We start from the raw sequence: 19,400 nt of genomic DNA, 5'->3' as shown, positions 1-19,400 counted from the left end.
CCGGCCGCACGAGCGCGTACGCGCTGCTCGTGGCGGCGCCGGACCGGGTGCCCCGCTCACCCGGCGCGGTCTTCGCCGGCGTCCGACCGGACGCCGCGCCACTCGGGGGCCAGCACCGACCACACCTCGATGTCGATGCGCCCGGCCGGCCCCGGGTAGACCTCGCGCAGCGTCCCGTCGAGGCGCATGCCCAGCCGCCGGGCGGTGGCGATGCTGCGGGCGTTGTCCGCCTTGGTGCGCCACTCGACCCGGTGGATGCCGCGCTCGCGTACCGCCCAGTCGACGATCCGGCCGGCCGCCCGGGTGACCAGCCCGTGGCCCTGTCCGGCGGGCTCCAGCCAGCACCCGGCCTCGCAGACGCCCGACGCGGTGTCGAACGCGACGAACATGACCCCGCCGACCAGCTCGCCCCGATGCCAGATGCCCCAGATGCCGCCGGCGTCGCGCGCCCACCGGTCCGCGTAGCTCTGGAGCACGGCCCGGGCGGAGTCGAGGTCGCCGACGACGAACGAGGGCGACACCCAGGGCGCGATGTGCGCGCGGGCCCGGTCGAGGTGGGCGAGGAACTCCCCGGCCCGCCAGGGCTCCAGGGGACGCAGCTCGGCGTCGTCGGTCAGGGGCAGGGCGAACACGGTGACCTCCCGTTGTAAAGGCGTGAGCAGGCAATGTACCGGTATACGCGCGAGGTATACGCGGTGTGTATAGTCCTCGCCATGTCGATCGGACAGACCTTCCTCGGCCTCCTGGAGGCCACCCCCCGCCACGGCTACGACATCAAACGCCTCTACGACGAGCGCTTCGGTCACGCCCGCCCGCTCGCGTACGGGCAGGTCTACGCCACCCTCTCCCGGCTGCTGCGCGGCGGCCTGGTCGAGGTGGACGCCGTCGAGCCGGGCGAGGGCCCGGAGCGCAAGCGGTACGCGATCACCGAGGCCGGCGTCACGGACGTGGCGCAGTGGCTGGCCCGGGCCGAGAAACCCGAGCCGTATCTGCAGAGCACCCTCTACACCAAGGTGGTGCTGGCCCTGCTGACCGGCCGCCCGGCCGCCGACGTGCTCGACGTGCAGCGCTCCGAGCACCTGCGGATGATGCGCGAGCTGACCCGCCGCAAGCGCGACGGCGACCTCGCCGAGCAACTGGTCTGCGACCACGCCCTGTTCCACCTCGAGGCGGACCTGCGTTGGCTGGAGCTGACCGCCGCCCGCCTCGACGAGCTGGCCGCGACGGTGCGGTCGTGAGCGCCCCGCTGCTGCTCGCCGAGGACCTGCACCGCTCGTTCGGGCCGACCCGGGCGCTCGCCGGCGCCAGCCTGCGCGTGCACCCCGGCGAGGTGCTGGCCCTCATGGGCTCGTCGGGCTCCGGCAAGTCCACCCTGCTGCACTGCCTCGCCGGCATCACCCGCCCCGACTCCGGCCGCGTGAGCTACGCCGGGCGCGACCTCGGCGCCCTCAGCGACGCCGACCGCAGCGCGTTGCGCCGGGAGGAGTTCGGCTTCGTCTTCCAGTTCGGTCAGCTCGTGCCGGAGCTGACCTGCCTGGAGAACGTCGCGCTGCCGCTGCGGCTGGCCCGGGTCGGCCGCCGCGAGGCGGAGCGGCGGGCCGCCGAGTGGCTGGAGCGCCTGGAGGTCGCCGAGGTGGCCGGCAAGCGGCCCGGCGAGGTCTCCGGCGGGCAGGGGCAGCGGGTGGCGGTCGCCCGGGCGCTGGTCACCCGGCCACGGGTCGTCTTCGCCGACGAGCCGACGGGGGCGCTCGACTCGCTCAACGGCGAGCGGGTCATGCGGCTGCTCACCGCCGCCGCCCGCGACACCGGGGCGGCCGTGGTGCTGGTGACCCATGAGGCGCGGGTCGCCGCGTACTCCGATCGGGAGGTCGTGGTCCGCGACGGGCGCACCCGGGACCTGGAGGTCGCGGCGTGACCCGGCTGCGCGACCGCGCGGCCGACCTGGTCATGGGCGCCCGGATGGCCTTCACCGGCGGCCGGGACGGCTGGCTGCGGGCGGTGCTCACCGCCGTCGGCGTCGGCGTGGGGGTGGCGATGCTGCTGCTCGCCGCCGCGGTGCCCGGCGCGCTGGACGCCCGGCAGGCACGCGGCGACGCCCGCGACGACCTGCGGATGGGCGAACGGATCCCGGCCGCCGCGAACACCCTGCTGATCCGCCAGACCGACACCGAGTTCCGGGGGCAGCCGGTGCGCGGCCGGGTCCTGCGGCCCGAGGGACCGGCCGCACCGGTCCCGCCGGGGGTGACGGCGCTGCCCCGCGCCGGCGAGGTGCTGGTCTCCCCCGCCCTGCGCGACCTGCTCGACTCCGCCGACGGCGCGCTGTTCGCCCCCCGCCTCGGCGGGGCCACGGTCACCGGCGTCATCGCCGACGAGGGGCTGGCGGGTCCGCGCGAGCTGGCCTACTACCTGGGTAGCGGCACCCTCACGGCCGACGACGCGATCCGGCTGGACGCCTTCGGCGGCGGACTGCCCGGCGAGGCCTTCGACCCGGTGCTGATGGTGCTGGTGGTCGTCATCTTCGTGGTCCTGCTGCTGCCCATCGCGGTCTTCCTCGCCGCCGCCGTGCGCTTCGGCGGCGAGCGGCGCGACCGGCGACTGGCCGCGCTGCGGCTCGTCGGCGCCGACGCCGCGATGGTCCGCCGGATCGCCGCCGGGGAGGCCGTCGCCGGCGCGCTGCTCGGGGTCGCGGCCGGCGGCCTGCTCTTCGCGCTCGGCCGGCAGGTGGTGCCGCTAGTCACCCTCATGGACCTGAGCGTGTACGCCGCCGACGTGCGCCCGCCGCTGCCGCTGGTCGCCGCCGTCGTGGTGGCGGTGCCGGCGCTCGCCGTCGTCGTGACGCTGGTGTCGATGCGCGCCGTGCTGATCGAGCCGCTCGGGGTGACCCGGCGCGCCACGCCGGTGCGCCGCCGGCTGGTGTGGCGGCTGCTGCTGCCGGTCGCCGGGATCGGGCTGCTGCTGGCCGGCGCCGCCGGCATCGCGCCGCTGGGCGGTGAGCGGCAGACGGCGGCCGGCGCCGTGCTGCTGCTGGTCGGCGTGGTCACCCTGCTGCCCTGGCTCACCGACCTGCTGGTACGCCGGCTGCGCGGCGGCCCCGTCGCGTGGCAGCTCGCGGTGCGTCGCCTCCAGCTCGACAGCGCCGCCTCGGCGCGGCTGGTCAACGGCATCGCCGTCGCCGTGGCGGGCACCATCGGGTTGCAGATGCTCTTCGCCGGCGTCGCCGGCCGATTCACCTTCGACACCGGGCAGGACACCTCCCGGGCCCAGGTGCAGGTGCAGTTCCCCGGGCGGCCGGACGCGCCGGTGGCCCTCGACCGGCTGGCCGACGTGCCCGGGGTGACCGCCAGCACCGCCACTCTCACCACCTCGATCACGGCCGACGACGCGTACGGCACGCTGCGCGTCGGCGACTGCGCGGCGCTGGCCGAGTTCGCCCGGCTCGACCGGTGCGCCGACGGCGACGTGTTCCTGGTGCGCGATCCCGAGGGTCAGCCGGCCGGCGTCGGGCCGGGCGCCACGGTGGCGGTCGCGGAGACCGAGGGAGTGACCTGGCGAATTCCCCGCACCGCGCGGGAGGCGCCGGTGCGCACCGATCCGTCCGGCTACCGGCAGGGCGGGGTGCTGGTCACCCCCGGCGCTGTCGACGCCACCCGGCTCGGTCCGCTGCGCGCGGAGACGTACCTGCGCCTCGCCGCCGACCAGCCGGACGCGGTGGAGCACGTCCGCAACGCCGCCCTCAAGGCCGACCCGTACGCCTCGGTGCTCACGCTGACCGAGAACCGGCAGGCCAACCAGTTCGTCAACGTCCAGCGCGGCCTGTACATCGGCGCGGTGGTCACCCTGCTGCTGATCGCGGCCAGCATGCTCGTCGGCGTGCTGGAGCAGCTGCGCGAGCGCCGCCGGCTGCTGGCGATGCTGGTGGCGGTCGGCACCCGCCGCTCCACGCTGAGCTGGTCGGTGCTCTGGCAGAGTGCCGTGCCGGTGGTGATCGGGCTCGCCCTGGCGGTCGCGTTCGGTCTCGGCCTCGGCGCGGTGCTGCTGCGGATGGTGCAGATGCCGGTCACCGTCGCCTGGCCGGCGCTGGGCATCTCCACCGGCCTCGGGGCGGCGGTGGTGCTGCTGGTCACCGGGCTCAGTCTGCCGGCGCTGTGGCGGCTGACCCGTCCGGACGGCATGCGCACCGAGTGAGGCGGTGCGCCCGGCCGGCGTGACCGCTCAGGCGGGTGGCGTCGGCGACTGGACGCGGGCGAGCAGCTCGGCGAGGTGCACGGCCCGTACGGCGGACCGACGTCGGCGCAGCCCGGTGCGCAACTGCCGCAGGCAGCCGGGGTTGACCGTCACCACGAGGTCAACCCCGGCGGCCTCGATCTCGTCGAGCTTCGCGTCCAGGATCCGCCGCGACTCCTTCGGCCGCAGCAGCGAGTACGTGCCGGCCGCCCCGCAGCAGGTGGCCGCCGAGGGCAGCTCCACGTAGTCGGCGACCTGGCGCAGCAGCGCCCGGGGTTCGGCGAAGACGCCGAGGCCGTTGCGCAGGTGGCAGGAGTCCTGGAGGGCCACCCGGGCGCGCCGGCCGTCGACGCGCAGTTCGGTGCCGGTGGGCCGGCCGGCGAGCCAGGTGGACAGCTCGCGTACCCGGTCGGCGCCGAGCACGGAGGCGAGGTGCGCGGCGCAGCCGCCGGAGGTGGTGACGATCGTGCCGGGCAGGTCCTCGCCGAGGCGCTCGGCCAGCCGCTCGCCGCCGGCCAGGTCGCCGTTGTGCGCGTGCAGCGCGCCGCAGCAGCCCTGCGCGGTGGGGACGGCCAGCTCGGGGGCGAGCGCGTGCGCGGCCCGGCTCACCGCCGGGTAGAGCCCCCGCTCCACGCAGCCCAGCATGAGCTGCGCCTCCCGGCCGCCCGGGGTGGCGGCACCGGGGACGGCAGTCGGCGCGGTCGGGGCTGGCGCGGGCGACGGGGTCGGGGTCGACGCGGGCGGGGCCGGCGCGGTCGACGGGGCGGCGGCCCGGCCGCGGGCGGCGCGGCGGAGGAGGCCCGAGAGCCGCAGCAGCCAGCGCTGCTCGACGAGCAGCATCAGCGCCCGGGCCACCGGCGGCCGCCGCCAGCCCCGCCACTGGTGCACCCGCCACTGCTCCAGCAGGCTGCCGTACTCGACACCCGCCGGGCAGACCGGCTCGCAGGCCCGGCAGCCCAGGCAGAACGAGGACTGCTCGGCCAGGGTGGCGTCGTCCGGGGGCAGGGAGCCGTCCTGCAGCGCGCGCATCAGGGTGATCCGGCCGCGCGGCGAGGACGCCTCGTCGCCGGTCATCGCGTACGTGGGGCAGGCCGGCAGGCAGAACCCGCAGGAGATGCAGCGCGACAGCTGCTCCGGGTCGAACACGTCGCCCGTCATGATCCCAGCTTTCCGGGGTTGAGGATGCCCGCCGGGTCGAAGGCCGTCTTGATCCGCCGCAGCAGGGCGAGCTGATCGTCGCCGAGGCGGGCGGCGAGGAACGGAAGCTTCGCCGCCCCCACCCCGTGCTCGCCGGTGATGGTGCCGCCGAGGTCGATGGCGGCGGCGAAGACGTCGGCGAAGGCCGCCTCGGCCCGGCGTACCGCCTCGTGGTCCTCGGCCGAGTCGAGCACACAGGTGGGGTGCAGGTTGCCGTCGCCGGCGTGGCCGAAGGTGGCGATGGCGACGCCGTGCCGGGCGGCGATGGCGTCGATGCGGTCGACCATCTCGGCGATCCGCGGCCGGGGCACGGTCGCGTCCTCCAGGATCGTCACCCCGCCCCGGCGCGACAGCGCCGGCAGCGCGCATCGGCGGGCGGCCAGCAGCGCCTCGGCCTGGGCGACCTCGCGGGCCGTGGTGACCTCTACGGCGCCGGCCTCGACGCAGGCCGCGCCGATCCGGTCGAGGTGGGCGGCGACCAGGTCGGGCGGGCCGTCGTCGCCGAAGAGCAGCAGCGCGCCGGCGTCGGCGCGCAGCCCCAGGTGGGCGAAGTCCTCCACGGCCGCGATGCAGGCCCGGTCGAGGAACTCCAGCGTCGCCGGTACCACGCCGGCGCGGATCACCCGGGCGACGGCCTCCCCCGCGTCTGCCAGCGTCGGGAAGTACGCGACCCCGGTGTTCGCCGACGCCGGGGCGGGCAACAGCGCCACGGTGGCCTCGGTGATCACGGCGAGGGTGCCCTCGGAGCCGGTGAGCAGCCGGGTCAGGTCGTAGCCGGCGACGTCCTTCCACAGCCGCCCGCCGGTGCGGATCACCTCGCCGGTGGGCAGCACCGCCTCCAGGCCCAGCACGTAGTTGCGGGTCACGCCGTACTTCAGGCCGCGCAGGCCGCCCGCGCAGGTGGCGATGGTGCCGCCGACGGTGGCGACGGTGCGGCTGCCCGGGTCGGGCGCCCAGAGCAGCCCCCGCGCGGCGGCGGCGTCGGCCAGGGCGGCGCTGGTCACGCCCGGTTGCGTCCGGGCGAGCAGCTCGTCGGCGCTGACCTCCAGGATGGCGGTGAGCCGGGTCAGCACCAGCACGATCCCGCCGCGCAGCGGCACGGTGGCGGCGCACAGGTTGGAGCCGGCGCCGCGCGGCACCACGGGCACCCGGTGCCGGGTGGCGAGCGCCAGCACGGCGGAGACCTCGGCGGTGTCGGCCGGGAAGACCACCGCGTCCGGCCGGTGGGAGAACAGCGGCGTCGCGTCCCGCGCGTACGCCACGAGGTCACCGGCCGCGTCGTGCACGTGCGAGGGGCCGACGATGCCGCGCAGCTCGGCGAGGACGGTCGCTGACAGCGCCATGCCCACCCTTCCCGGCGCAACGGTCGCGCCTGTAGGTTTTTGCCGGCCCTCGACCGGCTGTCTGGCGACAGTTTTCACCGATCATAGAGAGCCGGACGGGTGGCGTGAAGACGGCGGCCCCGGGTCGTCAGCCCGGCGGCAGGTGTTCGCGCAGCGCGGCGAACTCGGCCACCGTGAGGAAGGACGGGTTGGCGCCCTGCGGCTGCCGCAGCACCTCCGCCCCGGCCAGCCGGGCGTCGGCCCGCAGCAGCTCCCGGGGCACCCGGTGCGCGGCGTCGAGGACCGTCAGGTCCAGCGGCACCGACCAAGGCTCGCCCGGCTCGCCCGGCACCGCGGCGGCGGCCACCAGCCCCACGCCCCAGACGCCGTACGCGAGCCGGCCGCGGCTACCGCTGGCCCAGAGCACCACCGGCTGACCGGCGCGCATCAGCCGGGTGCGGTAGCCGGGGCGTACGCACCAGCTCGTCACCCGCGGCTCGCGGGCGAGTCGGTCGGCCAGGTCGCTGCTGTCCGCGTTGCCCTTGACGAGCCACGCGCCGAGGTCGTCGAGGTGCACCCGTCGGTCGGTCACCTCCTCATCCTCGCCCGGATCCCGGCCGGCCGCCCGACCGGCCGGGAGCATCCTCAGGCGACGTGGCGCAGGTATCCCGCAACCGAGGCGTCCAGCACCTCCCGACCCGGCCGGTCCCACACCTCGGCCGAGAAGACCTCCACCTCGACCGGCCCGGAGTAGCCGGCCGCGTCGACGGCCTCCCGCAGCCGGCGCAGCTCGATGCAGCCGTCACCGGGCAGGGCCCGGCCGAGCAGCACCCCCTCGGGCAGCGGCGTCACCCAGTCGCACACCTGGAACGCGGCGATCCGCGCCCCGGCCCGGGCGATCTGCGCGTACACGGTGTCGTCCCACCACACGTGGTAGGCGTCGACGACGACCCCGACCACGCCCGGGTCGAACCGTTCGGCGATGTCGAGCGCCTGGCCGAGGGTGGACACCACGCAGCGGTCGGCGCAGAACATCGGGTGCAGCGGCTCGATCGCCAGCGTCACCCCCGCCGCGGCGGCGTGCGGCGCCAGCTCGGCGATCGCGTCGGCCACCCGGTGGCGGGCGCCGTCGACGTCCCGGCTGCCCGCCGGCAGACCGCCGGAGACCAGCACGAGAACCGAGGTGCCGAGGGTGGCGGCCTCCTCGATGGCCCGCAGGTTCTCCTCCCGCCAGCCGTCGGCGGTGAAGAAGCCGCCCCGGCACAGGGACGTGACCTCGAGGCCGGCGTCGCGGACCAGCTTCGCGGCGCGCGCCAGCCCGTACGCGGCGACCGGCTCCCGCCACAGCCCGATGCCCGGCACGCCGGCGGCCACGCAGCCGGCGACCACCTCGGGCAGCGGCCAGTGCTGCGACGTGGCCTGGTTGAACGAGAACCGTTCCAGCCCACTCACTGGGCCGCCTTCCGTTCGCGAATGCGGGGCTCGCAGGACCGGCTCACTCCTCGCGCTCACTGGTCCACCCCCGCCACGGCGAACAGCGCCCGGGCACGGGCCGCCGCCAGCTCCGCGTCGGGCAGCAGCCCGGCGGCGTCGGCGAGGGTGAGCAGGGTGCCCAGGTGCGCCGGCGAGCGCCCGGACTGGGCCCCACCGACCATCGTGAAGTGGTCCTGGTGCCCGGCCAGCCAGGCCAGGAAGACGATGCCCGTCTTGTAGTGCCAGGTGGGGGCCGCGAAGATGTGCCGGGCCAGGGGCACCGTCGGCGCGAAGACCGCGTCGTACGACGCCAGGTCCCCCCGGTCCAGCGCCGCGAGCGCCGCGGCGGCGGCCGGCGCGATCGCCGCGAACACCCCGAGCAGCGCGTCGGAGTGTCCGCCCGCGTCGCCCCGGATCAGCTCCGGGTAGTGGAAGTCGTCGCCCGTGTAGAGGCGCACCCCGGCCGGCAGCCGGCGGCGCAACGCCACCTCGCGGTCGGCGTCCAGCAGGGAGACCTTGATCCCGTCCACCCGGCTGTCGTGGGCCTTGATCAGCTCGACCACGGCGTCGGCGGCCGCGTCGAGATCGGTCGAGCCCCAGTAGCCCGCCAGCGCCGGATCGAACATCGGACCGAGCCAGTGCAGCACCACCGGCTCGTCGGCGGCGGTCAGCAGCTCGTCGTACACCCGCAGGTAGTCCTCCGGGCCCCGGGCGGCGGCGGCCAGGTGACGGCTGCACATCAGCACCGGGCGGGCACCGGCGGCCCGCACGTCGTCGAGCTGCTCGCGGTAGGCGCGGGCGACCTCGGCCAGACCGGCCGGACCAGGCGGGAGCTGGTCCGTGCCGACCCCGGCGACGATCCGCCCGCCCACCGCGCGGGCCTCGGCGGCGCTGCGTCGGATCAGCTCGCGCGTGGCCGGGTAGTCCAGGCCCATGCCGCGCTGCGCCGTGTCCATCGCCTCGGCGACCCCGAAGCCGTACGACCACAGGTGGTGCCGGAAGGCCAGGGTGCGCTCCCAGTCGAGCACCGCCGGGGCGCCCGGCACGTTCTCGGCCGTCGGATCGGCCACCACGTGCGCGGCGGCGTACGCGATCCGGCTGGTCGGCGGCCCGGCGGGGCGCGGAAAGCCGGCACCGCCGCGCAGCCGGTACCGCCGCCCGCCGGGAAGCACCACGTCGCTCGCGCGCACGGGTCCGCCCCGCGTTCGCGACTGCGGGGCTCGCAACCCCGGCTCACTCCTCGCGCTCACAGGTCCAGCTCCGGGATGTCCAGCCGGGCGCCCTCGCGCGCCGAGCGCAGCCCCAGTTCCGCGAGCTGCACGCCGCGCGCGCCGGCCAGGAAGTCCCACGGGAACGGCTCGCCGGCCACGACGTGCCGCAGGAACGCCTCCCACTGCACCTTGAAGCCGTTGTCGAACTCCTCGTTGTCCGGCACCTCCGTCCACTGCGACCGGAAGGGCTCGGTGACCGGCAGGTCGGGGTTCCACACCGGCTTCGGGGTGACCGCCCGGTGCTGCACCCGGCAGCCGCGCAGCCCCGCCACTGCGCTGCCCTCGGTGCCGTCGACCTGGAACTCGACCAGCTCGTCGCGGTGCACCCGTACGCACCACGAGGAGTTGAGCTGCGCGACCACGCCGCCGTCGAGTTCGAAGATGCCGTACGCGGCGTCGTCGGCGGTCGCCGGGTAGGTGCGGCCCGCCTCGTCGACGCGCTGCGGCACGTGCGTGGCGGTGACGCAGCTGACCGTGCGCACCCGGCCGAAGAGCTCCTCCAGCACGTACTGCCAGTGCGGGAACATGTCCACGACGATGCCGCCGCCGTCCTCGGCGCGGTAGTTCCAGGACGGGCGCTGGGCCGGCTGCCAGTCGCCCTCGAAGACCCAGTAGCCGAACTCGCCGCGCACCGACAGGATCCGGCCGAAGAAGCCGCCGTCGATGAGCCGCTTGAGCTTGCGCAGCCCGGGCAGGAAGAGCTTGTCCTGCACCACCCCCGTACGCACCCCGGCGGCGCGCGCCGCCCGGGCCAGGTCGAGGGCGCCCTCGGTGTCCTCGGCCAGCGGCTTCTCGGTGTAGACGTGCTTGCCGGCCTCCAGCGCCCGGCGGATCGCCTTCTCCCGCTGCTGGGTGACCTGGGCGTCGAAGTAGATCTCGACGTCGTCGCGGGCCAGCGCGGCGCTCAGGTCGGTGGTCCAGTCGGTCAGGCCGTGCCGCTCGGCGATCTCGCGGAGCCTGGTCTCGTTGCGCCCCACCAGGACGGGCTCCGGCCAGATGGACGTGCCGTCGGTCAGGGGCACGCCGCCCTGCTCGCGGATGGCGAGCAGGGAGCGCACCAGGTGCTGCCGGTAGCCCATCCGGCCGGTGACGCCGTTGACGATGATCCCTATCGACCTGCGGGTCATGGTGTTCCTTCCCTCCGCGGGCGCCGCCGAGCGGCGGGCGACGACCTGTGCCACGCCTGCTCCGCCGCCGGGAGGTCCCCGACGACGCATCTCAGGCAAGCGCTTTCCTGGGCAGCGTAGGGAACGCCTCCCGCCTCAGGCAAGGGGCCGTGCGGCCCCGTCGCGCGGCGGGCGCCGCCGCCGGGGCGCCGGGGCGGGCAAGGGCTTTCGCTGCGGTACGGTGACGGATGGCCGGCACCCGGGCACGGCCGTCGAGAAACGACCGAGGGGGCGGCTGTGGCGACCCTGTCCGACGTGGCCCGACGGGCGGGGGTCTCGCCCGCGACCGCCTCCCGGGTGATCAACGGCAGCAGCAAGCCCGTCACCGAGGAACTCCGCGAGCGCGTGCTGCGCGCCGTCGCCGAGTTGCAGTACGTGCCCAACGCGCACGCCCAACTGCTGGCCCGCTCGCACCGCGTGGCGGTGGGCGTCATCGTGCACGACGTCTCCGACCCGTACTTCGCCGAGATCACCCGGGGCCTGCAACGGGTCGCCACCGACCAGGGCCGGCTGCTGACGATCTGCAACAGCTACCGCGACCCCGACCGCGAGCTGGAGTACGTCGAGCTGCTGCGCGGCCAGCAGGTCGCCGCCATCATCCTGGCCGGCTCGGGCTACCACGACGCCACCTTCACCCGCCTGCTGAACGAGAAGCTCGCCGCGTACGAGGCGACCGGCGGACGGGTCGCGGTCATCGGCCGGCACGAGCATTCCGGCGACGCCGTGATGCCGGACAACCGCGCCGGCGGCCGGCTCATCGGCGCGGAGCTGTACGAGCTGGGGCACCGGGAGATCGGGGTGGTGGCGGGGCCGGCGGTGCTGACCACCACCACCGACCGGCTCACCGGGCTGCGGGAGTCCCTCGCCGCGCACGGGCTGAGCCTGCCCGAGCACCGCGTACGCCACGCCGAGTTCGACCGCGACGGCGGCGTCGCGGCCACCGCCGCCCTGCTGGACGCGGACCCGGGGCTGACCGCCATCGTCGCGCTCAACGACTCGATGGCCATCGGCGCGCTGGCGCTGCTGCGCTCCCGGTCGGTGCCGGTGCCCCGGCAGGTGTCCGTGATCGGCTTCGACGACATGCCGATCGCCCGGGACGTCACCCCAGCGCTGACCACCGTCCGGCTGCCCCTGGTCGAGATGGGGGCCCGCGCGATGTCGCTGGCGCTCGACCCGGGGGCGGCGGCGCCCCGCGTCGAGGTGCTGCCCGCCGAGGTGGTGCGCCGGGACAGCACCGGGCCGGCCCCCGAGATCGCCCCGGTCCGCCCACGGGCGGCCGGGTCCGGCGCGTCAGCCGGCTGACGCCCCTCCGACCACCGCCGGCCGACCGGCCACCGTGGACACCTGTGGTCGGTGGCCCCGGGCGTGGGCGCCCGGGGCCACCTGGCGCCAGGCCGCTCGGAGGGACGGCCCCCCGGATGCGCGCGGCCGTACCGGCTGCGGTCCCCCTGCCGGCTGCTTCTCGGCGTGCGGTGAGGTGCGCGCCCTGAGCGGCTTGCGCATCCCCCGATTCCGTCCCCCTGTGCCGCGCCTGGCGGTCATCGGCCGACGCGCCGGCGCGGAGTCGACACATGCCGGTGCGGGTGATCTGTCACACACTATGGTTGTCCGCTACGGTGTCACTGCCACAACAGTGGTCGGCGTGGTCAGTCAAGCACGGTCCGCCACGGCCCGCAACCATTGTGGCGGCGTTGCCGCGCCCAACCACTATGGTGGGCGCTCCCGGGTCGGAGCAGGAGGGGTGGTCATGGCCGACGGCGGCAAGGCCAGCGGATCGACGTCCTTCGCCGACCGGCTGCGGCACCTGTTCGAGACGCATCGCCGGCCCGGCAGCGACAAGCCCTTCACGCCGGACGAGGTCGCCAGGGCCACCGGGCTCTCGACGAGCTACGTCAACTACCTGCTGAGCGGGGAGCGGGACAATCCCACCCGGTCGGCGATCCAGCAGCTCGCCAACTTCTTCCGGGTCCCCCCGGGCTACTTCTTCGACACGGTGGCCGCGGACGGCGAGGGCGAGGGCGACCCCGACCTGGAGACGATCACCGTCCTGGCGCGCCGGATGCCACCGGGGGCGCCCAGGGCGAGCCTGCGCGCCATCGTGGAGCAGGTCGCGGCGCTGGAGGCCCGCAACAAGACCACGGGGCGGGGCCGGGCGTAGGCGGGCTCCCGCCACCGGTCACCGCAGCAGAAGGAACGTGGGGGCCGCGATGAGCGTCCCCACGACGGTGCCGGCGGCCACCTGACCGACGGTGTGGTCGCGCAGGCGCACCCGCGACCAGCCGACCAGCGCCACCACGGGTGCCGAGGCGAGCAGCGCCGGCCCGAACTCGATCACCAGCACGGCCGCCGCGCCCGCCGCCACGGCCGCGTGGATGCTGAGCTTCCACGCCAGGTTGACCACGGTCACGGCGAGGCCGAGGGCGAACATGACGACGACCATCGCCAGGACCGGGCGGGGGGCGCCGAAACCGATCATCACGGCGAGGCCCACCAGCACGGACAGCAGCCCGTACGCCAGCGGCCGCCGGCGCTGCTCCCGTCGCCTGATGTGGTGGTCGGTCAGCCGGCCCCGGCGCACGCCCCACCAGATCAGGCTGTTGGGGATGATCGAGCAGAACAGGGAGCCGACCAGGGCCCAGGCGAGGCCCACCCCGACGGGCGACGCGCTGTGCAGGCCCACGACGACGGGCATCAGCGCGGCCAGCAGCGCCGGGGCGAAGACCTCGGTGGCGGCCCGGGCGAGCCACCTGCTGGTGCGGCGGTCGGGGCGGTCGATGACGTCGTGCACGGCCCACATTCTGCCGACCGCCCCGGGCGGCGGGCACACCGCGGGCGCGGCCTGTCACGCTCCGCCCCGCTCGGGCGTCACAGTGTCGTCGCGCTTGGCTATGCTGCCCGCACCTGCGCCGTCGCGGCCGGCATGAGCGTCGACCGTCCGGGGTGGACGCGGCGGGGCGGGTGACACGACACGGGGGTCTCTCGGGCTGGCGGCCCGGCGGGAGGGTGACGGCAGGCGATGTGGCACCGGCGGCGTCGGAGACAGCGGTTGTTGCGCCAGCTCGACGTGGACCTGCCGACGCCGCTGACGGTGCGGGGCCTGGTGTCCGCCCTCGAGACCACGCGCGGCCGGCGCATCCAACTCGCCGCGATGAGCGTCGACGGGCGGGCCGGGCCCTGCGGGCTGTGGGTGGCGACGGCCGGGACCGACTACGTCCTGTTCAGCCGCGACGCGCCGCCCGTGCTGCGCGTCCAGACGATCCTGCACGAGCTGATGCACATCGCCCTGCGGCACACCGCGCGGGCGGTGGCGTCCGGCGGGGCGGGTGAGACGGCGGCTGCGCACGGGGTGCTCGCCCGCTCCCCGGCCACGTTCGACGAGCAGCAGGAGCACGACGCGGAGTTGCTGGCGACGTACCTGGGGGCACGGCTCGACGGTGGCGGCGAGGCCGTGGCCTTCGACGAGCTGGGCGGCGTCACGGCCGCCGTCATGCACCGCATCGCCGCGACGTTGACGGACTAGGCGGGAGATCCGCATGCTCGTCACGGTCGGTCATCTGGTCGCCGCATCCGTCGCCGCGGTGGCGTTCCTGGTGAAGCTCAGGGCGTTGGGTCGAGACCCGGCGAACCCCAGGATCCTGGCGAGCGCGGGGATCTGCCTGGGGATGGGGGTGGCCGTCACCGCCGGGTGGGCCCCGGTGCACAGCCTGATCGACCGAGTGTCGGGCGTACCCAATCTCGCCAAGCTGGTGGAGCACGGCTCGGCGCTGCTCGCCGCGGCGGCGATCCAGTTCCTCTTCCTGCACCTGGGCGACCCGGGGCGGGCACGCCGGCTGATGGCGCGGCGAGGCGTGTTCCTCGCCGTCGCGTTCGGCGTGATGGTCGCGGCGTTCTCGCGGGCCGACTTCCCCGAGTCCGAGCCCCTGCACTTCGCCGAGCGGTACGGCGACCTGCCCCCGGTCGGCGTCTACATGCTCGCGTTCCTGACCTGCCTCGGAGTGACGGTCGTGGACATCCTGCGGGTGTCCGCCGGATACGCGCGCTACGCCGGCGCCCGGCTGAGGACCAGCATGCGGCTGCTCAGCGCCGGTGCGGCCTTCGGCGCGGGGTTCGTCGCGCACAAGGCCCTGTTCATCTGCCTCAAGCTGGCCGGCGTGGCTCCACCGTGGCCCGAGCCGGCCGCGACGCAGACGCTGATCATGCTGTCGGTGTCGCTGATCGGGGCCAGCTTCGTGCTGGCGACGGTACGCAAGGCGGCCGACGGCGTCCGCGCCTGGCCGCGCAGGTACGCGACGCACCGCGACCTGCACGCGTTGTGGTACCTGCTGTACCGGGCGATGCCGACCATCGCCCTGCATCCCCCGCGCCGGCCGGAGGCCGACTCCCGGTGGGCGTGGCGCCTGGGCGAACGGCTCTACCGCCGCTGCGTCGAGATCAGCGACGGCCTGCGTACGTTGGGCCCGCTCGACGAGTCCGTGGCGGGCGCGGCCCGGCAGCGGGCGGTGGCGGCCGGCTGGAGCCGCGAGCGTGCCGACGCCGCCGGCGAGGCCGCGGCCATCCTGGTGGCGCTCCGGCGCTTCGCCTCGGGGGCGACGGCGACGCGTGAGGTCGATCCGGCCCTGGAGTCCCAGAGCATGGCGGTCGCACAGGCCGACGTGCAGGCCGACGCGAGTCGGCTGGCGCTGGTCTCGACCGCGCTGTCCGAGGAGCTGGTGCGCGCGGTCGCCGCCCGTACGCTGGACGCCCCGGCGGGCGGGCAGCAGGCGTAGGCGGGCTCAGATGATGAAGTGGGTCCAGTAGGCGAGCCAGGTGACGAAGAGCGCGCCCTGGAGCAGGGCCAGGGCGGCGGTCAGCCAGGCGTCGGCGCCGGCGTGGCGGGCCCAGCGGGCCAGCACGAGGCCGACCGGGAAGACGGCGATCAGGTAACGCAGCAGGCTCTTGTACACCGGCGGACCCATCGACAGCGGCACCATGACCATGGTCAGCCCGTACACGAGGTAGGGCAGCCCGAGCCGGCGGGCGCCCGCGAGCAGCACCACCAGCACCAGCACGGCGACCCACACCCGCAGGGCGTCGCGGGGCGGGCTGTCGGTGAGGCCGTGCCAGAGCACCGCCAGCGGGTTCTGCACGCGGATGCCCCAGCCCTTCTCCTGGGCGTGCTTGTAGGCGAACCAGTCACCGCTCTGCCACCGGCAGAACGCCATGAAGGTCAGCCAGCCGGCGGGCAGCAGCGCCAGCGGCCAGCCCGCGCGCACGTACCCCCACCAGGCGCGCGGACCCAGCCGGTAGCCGTGCTGGCGCAGCAGCACCAGGGCCAGCGGGAGCACGACGAAGAACCCCACCGAACGGCTCAAGGCCAGGAAGAAGCCGACCACGCCCACGAGCAGCCAGCGCCGCCGCTCGGCGTAGTGGAAGGTCGCGAGCGCGAGGCAGAGGAACAGCGACTCGGTCAGCGCCGCCTGGAAGAGGAACCCGGCCGGCAGCAGGACCAGGTAGCGGACGAACCGGCGGGCGGCGGCGTCGTCGCCGAGCAGCCGCTCGCCCAGCCGGTGGGCGTAGAAGAGCATCAGCAGGAACGCGACGTTGGCCACGACCAGCAGTGCCAGCGCGGTGTCCCCGCCCAGCAGCGGGGCCAGCGGGCGGGCCAGGAACGGATAGAGCAGCGGGAAGCCGAAGTCGCGCCACGGCTCGTCGAGCGGGAGCTGCGCCAGGTGGTCGTAGAGGAAGGAGTCCCAGGCGAACCAGAGCGCGAGCGCGCGGTGCCCGGAGACCGCGCGCTGCTGCTCGCGCATCGTCGTCTCGTCCGGCGGGGGCGCCCAGGGCACCTCGTCGAAGGCGCTCAGCGCGAGCACCCCGACGACGCTGAGGACGATCTTCGTGCCGAGGAAGACGCCGACGACGTACAGCCAGGGCGCCGGCACCCGCCCGGCGGCCCGCGCCGCCGCCCGCCGCAGCTCGAGCCCACGCGCCGACACCGCGCGCCACCGCCGCTGCGCGACGGCCCGCCCACTGTCCATCACGCGTCTCCCGATCCGGCCGTCCGACCCGGTGCCACATCCCCGTTCCGGCCCCGTTGACACGTCGCCGCGCCCGCGCGCCTGGCGGCGAGCGACGGGGCGGCGAGCGGCGGGGCGACGGGGCCGAGACGGGGCGGCGCGGGACCGCACGGCGACCCGGCGCCCGCCGCCGCGGTGAGCGGGGCCGGATCGCCGCCGATGGTCCCGCTGGCGGGGACGGACGGGAATTTGGGGTGAATTCCGGCCGCCGCCGGGTAAGCGGGCCGCCTCCGGGAGGCGGAAGCAGGGGGCGACGGGCATGGGCGAGGAGCGCGGCACGGTGGTCATCGGCGCGGGGCCGGCGGGCCTGACGGCGGCGTACGAGCTGCTGCGGCGGGACAGCCCGGTGCGGGTGTTCGAGGCCGACGAGGTGGTGGGCGGGATCAGCCGCACCGTCGAGCGCGACGGGTGGCGCTTCGACATCGGCGGGCACCGGTTCTTCACGAAGGTGGCCCGGGTCGAGGAGTTCTGGCACGAGATCCTGCCCGACGAGGACTTCCTGCTGCGACCCCGGATGAGCCGGATCTACTACCGGGGGGCCCTGTTCGACTACCCGCTGAGCGCGGCGAACGCCCTGCGCAACCTCGGCGTACGGGAGGCCGTGCTGTGCATGGGCTCGTACGCGCGGGCCCGGCTGCGCCCGCCGAAGGACCAGTCGCACTTCGAGGGCTGGGTCTCGGCCCGGTTCGGCTGGCGGCTGTACTCGATGTTCTTCAAGACGTACACCGAGAAGGTCTGGGGGATGCCGGCCGACCGGTTGCAGGCCGACTGGGCGGCGCAGCGGATCAAGAACCTGTCGCTGGCGAAGGCCGTGCGCAACGCGGTGCTGCCCCGGCGCAACCGCAAGGACGTGACGAGCCTGATCGAGGAGTTCCAGTACCCGAAGCTCGGCCCCGGCATGATGTGGGAGCGCTGCGCCGAGGAGGTCAGCCGGCGCGGCGGCCGCGTGGACACCGGCACCTGGGTCACCGCCGTGCACCGGGACCCGGAGCGGCGCCGGGCCGTCGCCGTGACCGTCGACGGGGCCGGCGGGCGGCGCACCGAGCCGGCCACGCACGTCGTCTCCTCGATGCCGATCTCCGAGCTGGTCGCCGCGCTGCGCCCGGCGGCCCCGCCGGAGGTGCTGGCCGCGGCCGCCGACCTGCGGTACCGGGACTTCCTGACCGTCGCGCTGGTGGTGCCGGCGGAGTTCTCGTTCCCCGACAACTGGATCTACGTGCACGACCCGGCGGTGAAGGTCGGCCGGATCCAGAACTTCGGCTCCTGGTCGCCGCACCTGGTCAAGGACGGGCGCACCTGCCTCGGCCTGGAGTACTTCGTGTTCGAGGACGACGAGACCTGGCGTACGCCGGACGCCGAGCTGGTCGCCACCGCGACGGCCGAACTGGAGCGGCTCGGCCTGGTCCGGCCGGGGGTGGTCGAGGCCGGGTACGTGGTGCGGATGCCGAAGGCGTACCCGGTCTACGACGAGCGCTACCAGCACAACGTCGACGTGATCCGGGACTGGCTGGCGCGCGAGGTGCCCAACGTGCACCCGGTGGGCCGCAACGGCATGCACCGCTACAACAACCAGGACCACTCGATGCTGACGGCGATGCTCACCGCCGAGAACATCGCCTGCGGCACCCGGCACGACGTGTGGTCAGTCAACGTGGAGCAGGACTACCACGAGGAGTCGAGCCACGACGGGGACGGCCACCGGGGCACCGGCCGGGACGCGCCCGTCGTACCGGCCCGGCCCACCGTCCCGGTCGGCACGACGCTCGACGGCACCGGCACCGGCACCGGCAGCGCCCGGCCCGAACGGCCGGCCCACGTGCGCCTCGGCTGAGCCGCCGACTGCGCGTTCGGCACCGTCGGCGGATGCGCCGGAGGGGAAGGCCGGTGGTGGCGTACGGCGGCGGACCGGCCCGGGCTCAGTGCGCTTCGAGGACGAAGAAGATGAAGCAGATGAACGTGGTGCGGTCCACGAGGTGTGGGGGCAGGATCTCGCGCGGAGTATCGGGAGACATGGGGGGTTCGCTGACGACCGAGAGGCGGAAGCCCGCCTCGGTGAACGCATCCGTCATCGCGTGCAACGGCCGGTGCCAGTAGGTCAGCTCCGTGGCGTGCCCGTCGAAAATGTACTCCTCCGACCACCGTGCGAGGGCGAAGTAGTCGCCGTCCGGGTTCACCGCCGTGTAGACCATCGGGTGGTTCACGGACAGGATGAGGCGACCCCCCGGCCTCAGGACTCGGCGCAGCTCGGCCAGGGGCGCGGTCCAGTCCTCCAGGTAGTGCAGGACCAGGGACACGACGACGTCGTCGAACGCGCCGTCGGCGAAGGGAAGCGGCTCGCTGAGGTCGGCAACCAGCAGCGTGGCGTCCCCGCCCAGCCGCCGTTCGGCCAGCTCGACCATCGCGCGGCTGGAGTCGAAGCCGGTCACGATGGCCCCTCGCTCGCGAAGCGCCGCGGACAAGGGACCCGAGCCGCAGCCGGCGTCGAGGATCCGCCGGCCGTTCACATCCCCGGCAAGCCCGATCATCGCGGGCCGTTCGTAGTAGCCGTTGATCAGGTTGGATTCGTTGTCCGCGCTGTAACGCTCGGCGAAACTGTCGTAGTGGTCGGCCTTCACCAGGCTGTCTCCTCGGTTTCGCCGCAAGGTCGAAAGCGCGATCCTGCCACGGTCGTCGAGCCACCACTGCCCCTGCCGC

Annotated in this window: 18 protein-coding genes; 8 read left to right on the top strand and 10 right to left on the bottom strand. The window is 75.0% G+C overall.

Features of this window, described 5'->3' with window-relative positions:
* Positions 1 to 56 precede the first annotated feature (56 nt).
* Positions 57 to 632, bottom strand: coding sequence for a GNAT family N-acetyltransferase (locus ACTMS2_RS26905; protein ID WP_441177893.1), 576 nt, complete (start codon positions 630 to 632; stop codon positions 57 to 59).
* Between the two features lie 81 nt (positions 633 to 713).
* Here ACTMS2_RS26905 and ACTMS2_RS26900 point away from each other — a divergent pair, with 81 nt between their 5' ends.
* From ACTMS2_RS26900 to ACTMS2_RS26890, 3 genes are read left to right on the top strand one after another with little or no spacing between them, the layout of a single operon-like run.
* Positions 714 to 1,238: a PadR family transcriptional regulator gene (locus tag ACTMS2_RS26900; RefSeq protein WP_088999887.1), complete on the top strand. Its 525-nt coding sequence runs from the start codon at positions 714 to 716 to the stop codon at positions 1,236 to 1,238.
* Positions 1,235 to 1,915 carry an ABC transporter ATP-binding protein gene (locus ACTMS2_RS26895; protein WP_441177892.1) on the top strand — a complete coding sequence of 227 codons (681 nt, stop codon included), beginning with the start codon at positions 1,235 to 1,237 and terminating at the stop codon, positions 1,913 to 1,915. The genes ACTMS2_RS26900 and ACTMS2_RS26895 overlap by 4 nt, the downstream gene beginning before the upstream one ends.
* Positions 1,912 to 4,185, top strand: coding sequence for an FtsX-like permease family protein (locus ACTMS2_RS26890; protein WP_441177891.1), 2,274 nt, complete (start codon positions 1,912 to 1,914; stop codon positions 4,183 to 4,185). Before ACTMS2_RS26895 ends, ACTMS2_RS26890 begins: the two co-directional genes overlap by 4 nt.
* A 27-nt stretch (positions 4,186 to 4,212) precedes the next feature.
* Here ACTMS2_RS26890 and ACTMS2_RS26885 read toward each other — a convergent pair whose 3' ends face one another.
* The 6 genes from ACTMS2_RS26885 to ACTMS2_RS26860 form a co-directional block, all read right to left on the bottom strand.
* Positions 4,213 to 5,382 (bottom strand): (Fe-S)-binding protein, encoded by a 1,170-nt coding sequence (locus ACTMS2_RS26885; RefSeq protein WP_441177890.1) that lies wholly within the window; start codon positions 5,380 to 5,382, stop codon positions 4,213 to 4,215.
* The gene (locus tag ACTMS2_RS26880; protein WP_441177889.1) at positions 5,379 to 6,764 is read right to left on the bottom strand and encodes an FAD-binding oxidoreductase; all 1,386 of its coding nucleotides are present in this window, start codon (positions 6,762 to 6,764) and stop codon (positions 5,379 to 5,381) included. The genes ACTMS2_RS26885 and ACTMS2_RS26880 overlap by 4 nt, the downstream gene beginning before the upstream one ends.
* Positions 6,765 to 6,891: 127 nt before the next feature.
* Complete coding sequence (locus ACTMS2_RS26875; RefSeq protein WP_441177888.1) at positions 6,892 to 7,335, bottom strand: hypothetical protein; 444 nt, start codon at positions 7,333 to 7,335, stop codon at positions 6,892 to 6,894.
* A gap of 53 nt (positions 7,336 to 7,388) precedes the next feature.
* Entirely contained in the window at positions 7,389 to 8,186 is a 798-nt protein-coding gene (locus ACTMS2_RS26870) for a sugar phosphate isomerase/epimerase family protein (protein WP_441177928.1), read from the bottom strand.
* 65 nt (positions 8,187 to 8,251) lie between these two features.
* Positions 8,252 to 9,406 carry a dihydrodipicolinate synthase family protein gene (locus ACTMS2_RS26865; protein WP_441177887.1) on the bottom strand — a complete coding sequence of 385 codons (1,155 nt, stop codon included), beginning with the start codon at positions 9,404 to 9,406 and terminating at the stop codon, positions 8,252 to 8,254.
* A 56-nt stretch (positions 9,407 to 9,462) separates the two neighbouring features.
* Positions 9,463 to 10,614: a Gfo/Idh/MocA family protein gene (locus ACTMS2_RS26860; protein WP_363623118.1), complete on the bottom strand. Its 1,152-nt coding sequence runs from the start codon at positions 10,612 to 10,614 to the stop codon at positions 9,463 to 9,465.
* A 276-nt stretch (positions 10,615 to 10,890) separates the two neighbouring features.
* Here ACTMS2_RS26860 and ACTMS2_RS26855 point away from each other — a divergent pair, with 276 nt between their 5' ends.
* Together ACTMS2_RS26855 and ACTMS2_RS26850 are read left to right on the top strand one after the other, a co-directional pair.
* A complete protein-coding gene (locus ACTMS2_RS26855; protein WP_441177886.1) occupies positions 10,891 to 11,955 on the top strand; it encodes a LacI family DNA-binding transcriptional regulator in 1,065 nt (354 codons plus the stop codon).
* 445 nt (positions 11,956 to 12,400) lie between these two features.
* Complete coding sequence (locus tag ACTMS2_RS26850; RefSeq protein WP_357660682.1) at positions 12,401 to 12,811, top strand: helix-turn-helix domain-containing protein; 411 nt, start codon at positions 12,401 to 12,403, stop codon at positions 12,809 to 12,811.
* A gap of 18 nt (positions 12,812 to 12,829) precedes the next feature.
* Here the strand turns inward: ACTMS2_RS26850 and ACTMS2_RS26845 are convergent, their stop codons facing one another.
* Positions 12,830 to 13,441, bottom strand: a complete 612-nt coding sequence (locus ACTMS2_RS26845; RefSeq protein ID WP_101415042.1) for a phosphoesterase PA-phosphatase — start codon at positions 13,439 to 13,441, stop codon at positions 12,830 to 12,832.
* Positions 13,442 to 13,699: 258 nt separating this feature from the next.
* Here ACTMS2_RS26845 and ACTMS2_RS26840 point away from each other — a divergent pair, with 258 nt between their 5' ends.
* A complete protein-coding gene (locus ACTMS2_RS26840; RefSeq protein ID WP_441177885.1) occupies positions 13,700 to 14,173 on the top strand; it encodes a hypothetical protein in 474 nt (157 codons plus the stop codon).
* A gap of 13 nt (positions 14,174 to 14,186) precedes the next feature.
* Positions 14,187 to 15,419: an MAB_1171c family putative transporter gene (locus tag ACTMS2_RS26835; RefSeq protein WP_441177884.1), complete on the top strand. Its 1,233-nt coding sequence runs from the start codon at positions 14,187 to 14,189 to the stop codon at positions 15,417 to 15,419.
* Positions 15,420 to 15,425: 6 nt separating this feature from the next.
* Here the strand turns inward: ACTMS2_RS26835 and ACTMS2_RS26830 are convergent, their stop codons facing one another.
* A complete protein-coding gene (locus tag ACTMS2_RS26830) occupies positions 15,426 to 16,667 on the bottom strand; it encodes a hypothetical protein (protein ID WP_441177883.1) in 1,242 nt (413 codons plus the stop codon).
* A gap of 298 nt (positions 16,668 to 16,965) precedes the next feature.
* Between ACTMS2_RS26830 and ACTMS2_RS26825 the strand changes: the two genes are divergently transcribed.
* Positions 16,966 to 18,537 (top strand): NAD(P)/FAD-dependent oxidoreductase, encoded by a 1,572-nt coding sequence (locus ACTMS2_RS26825; RefSeq protein WP_441177882.1) that lies wholly within the window; start codon positions 16,966 to 16,968, stop codon positions 18,535 to 18,537.
* 85 nt (positions 18,538 to 18,622) lie between these two features.
* Here the strand turns inward: ACTMS2_RS26825 and ACTMS2_RS26820 are convergent, their stop codons facing one another.
* The gene (locus tag ACTMS2_RS26820) at positions 18,623 to 19,321 is read right to left on the bottom strand and encodes a class I SAM-dependent methyltransferase (RefSeq protein ID WP_441177881.1); all 699 of its coding nucleotides are present in this window, start codon (positions 19,319 to 19,321) and stop codon (positions 18,623 to 18,625) included.
* Positions 19,322 to 19,400: the final 79 nt, after the last annotated feature.

Origin of the sequence: Micromonospora sp. SD12 (genome assembly GCF_052068495.1) — a bacterium.
Classification (GTDB): domain Bacteria; phylum Actinomycetota; class Actinomycetes; order Mycobacteriales; family Micromonosporaceae; genus Micromonospora; species Micromonospora echinofusca.
Note: the sequence above shows the minus strand (reverse complement) of the source record. Positions and strands in the feature narration are given on the sequence as shown.